Source organism: Paraburkholderia haematera, assembly GCF_905220975.1.
GTDB lineage: Bacteria > Pseudomonadota > Gammaproteobacteria > Burkholderiales > Burkholderiaceae > Paraburkholderia > Paraburkholderia haematera.
The window spans coordinates 1-1,763 of record NZ_CAJNBK010000063.1 but is presented as its reverse complement, the minus strand read 5'-3'; the positions used below and the strand labels follow the sequence as shown (position 1 = coordinate 1,763).

The following is a 1,763-nucleotide window of genomic DNA, read 5'->3' as shown; positions in this document are numbered from 1 at the left end:
GCGAACGGCACAACTGATCACCACCGCAGGGAAGCGATGGCCGTGATAGAGAGATCTCGTCTTTTTCATCTCCCGATTTTACGCGACCACCTCGGCAACGTGACAAAGCCCCTCGACGCGATCATCGACCCCGCTCATGATGAACACCAACTGTTGCTCGACTGGTGTGGCGGTAGTTTCGATCCTGCTGCCTTTGACCTCCAGGGCCTCAACGAACGCCTCTTCGAGATCAAATTCTGATCGTCAAGACGGCCGCCAAATGTCGCTTACGCCGCAACAGCAATTTGTACCAGAAGATCCGTTACCATCTTCGCCTCCGTCATGGTCGTGCGTTCAATGAAGAGGTTCTAGCCTCCTGATGCGCCGGTCGAGGTCGTTTCACCCGGTGACGGCTTTTCCGATTCGAAGTCCCGCAAGACCGTCAGGCGGCCACCTTGAACAGGACGCCGCAAGATACGCGGTCGAGCAGCAATGCGTGGTTTTCTCCACTCCACCAGCGCGCAAAAAACCCGTGCGGCTGATGTCCGATGACGATCAGGTCGACCTTCAATGAATCCGCCAGGCGGGAAATCTGGTCAATTGCATTTCCCACCGAATAATGTCCCGTTGCAGTCACACCCCATGCCCGCAGCCAGCCAATACCCTCACACAGTGTCTCTCGTGCCTCCTGTTCATCGACCTCGAATTTCATCGACGACAGAACATCGAACCCACTTGACCAGGATGTGCAGTCGGAAATCGAGAGCAGATGGGTTTCAGCTTGCAACTGCTGCGCAAGGGCCGCACCGCAGCGCAGCGCGATCCGTCCCTCCGGTGTGGCGTCGTAGCAGAGAAGGATCCGGTTGAACGGGGCCATGGCGGATTCCTTTGCCAGATTTCGCGATGTCGTCCAGTCGAGCGATCGAATCGGTTCCCAACGAAATTGTTCAGGTGAACATCGCCACGGCCTCGATCAGCACGAAGCCCAGTAGCGCGCCCACCGCCGCATCCAGCATCTTGGGATGCCAGCGTTGCAACTGCAGCATGCTGAGCAGTTCGCCAACCAGGATAGTGCGGAGCAGCGCAAATGCAATCAGCAGGTAGCTGATTTCGAAGCTGTTATTGATGATCATCACGCCTCTGGTGCGTCGCAGTGAGGTTGCAGCGCCAAAACCCGGGCTGAAGTCAATTCCAGCGCAACCGGGACCGTTTTCGCGAGTCCAAGTTTTCTGGCCCCAGTTTCACCTTCGACACACTCCGAATTCTGATGTGGGCCTTCGATTCGATTATATGTCACGCCATGACATGTATGGTTGCATGGTCGAACGAATTGCGAGACCAGAAAATTCATTGTCGGCGAGCGCGCGCTGCAATAAAAATGAGTGGGCGCGACTCTCCCATTTCTTGCAGCGACACGGGGCGCAACGAGATACGCCCACTGCAGCGACAAAACCAAGAGCCACCTGAAGCACCCGCCAATGGCGACCTCCGGATCAACAGAAGCTTCGGGGGTTTGTCCTACCGCAGCAGTAGGGCGTTGACCCCTGCCAGACATCATCGTTCGTTTGAACAATACCGATACGGGGAGAACTGCGAAAGTACAACCGGAGACGATTGCGGCGCCGGCCGATCAATTGCCTCTGCCGGTCGAATATTGCTGGAGGTGTTCCTATTCTTACTGTGTCAATAAAATATTCACATCAAAGCGATACCTGGTAGTATTGAATAATACAGACTTTGGATGATCGCGATGAGAGAAGATATCGACGAATTTGACGCGTATC

At 55.1% G+C, this 1,763-nt stretch carries 2 protein-coding genes and 1 pseudogene; all 3 read right to left on the bottom strand.

From position 1 onward, the window contains the following. A pseudogene (locus KHO23_RS35765) lies at positions 1–69 on the bottom strand (IS6 family transposase); the annotation flags it as partial. A gap of 352 nt (positions 70–421) precedes the next feature. Next, positions 422–856, bottom strand: a complete 435-nt coding sequence (locus KHO23_RS34820; RefSeq protein WP_211617535.1) for a universal stress protein — start codon at positions 854–856, stop codon at positions 422–424. Positions 857–926: 70 nt separating this feature from the next. Continuing rightward, complete coding sequence (locus KHO23_RS34815; protein ID WP_211617534.1) at positions 927–1,112, bottom strand: hypothetical protein; 186 nt, start codon at positions 1,110–1,112, stop codon at positions 927–929. Between the last annotated feature and the right edge of the window lie 651 nt (positions 1,113–1,763).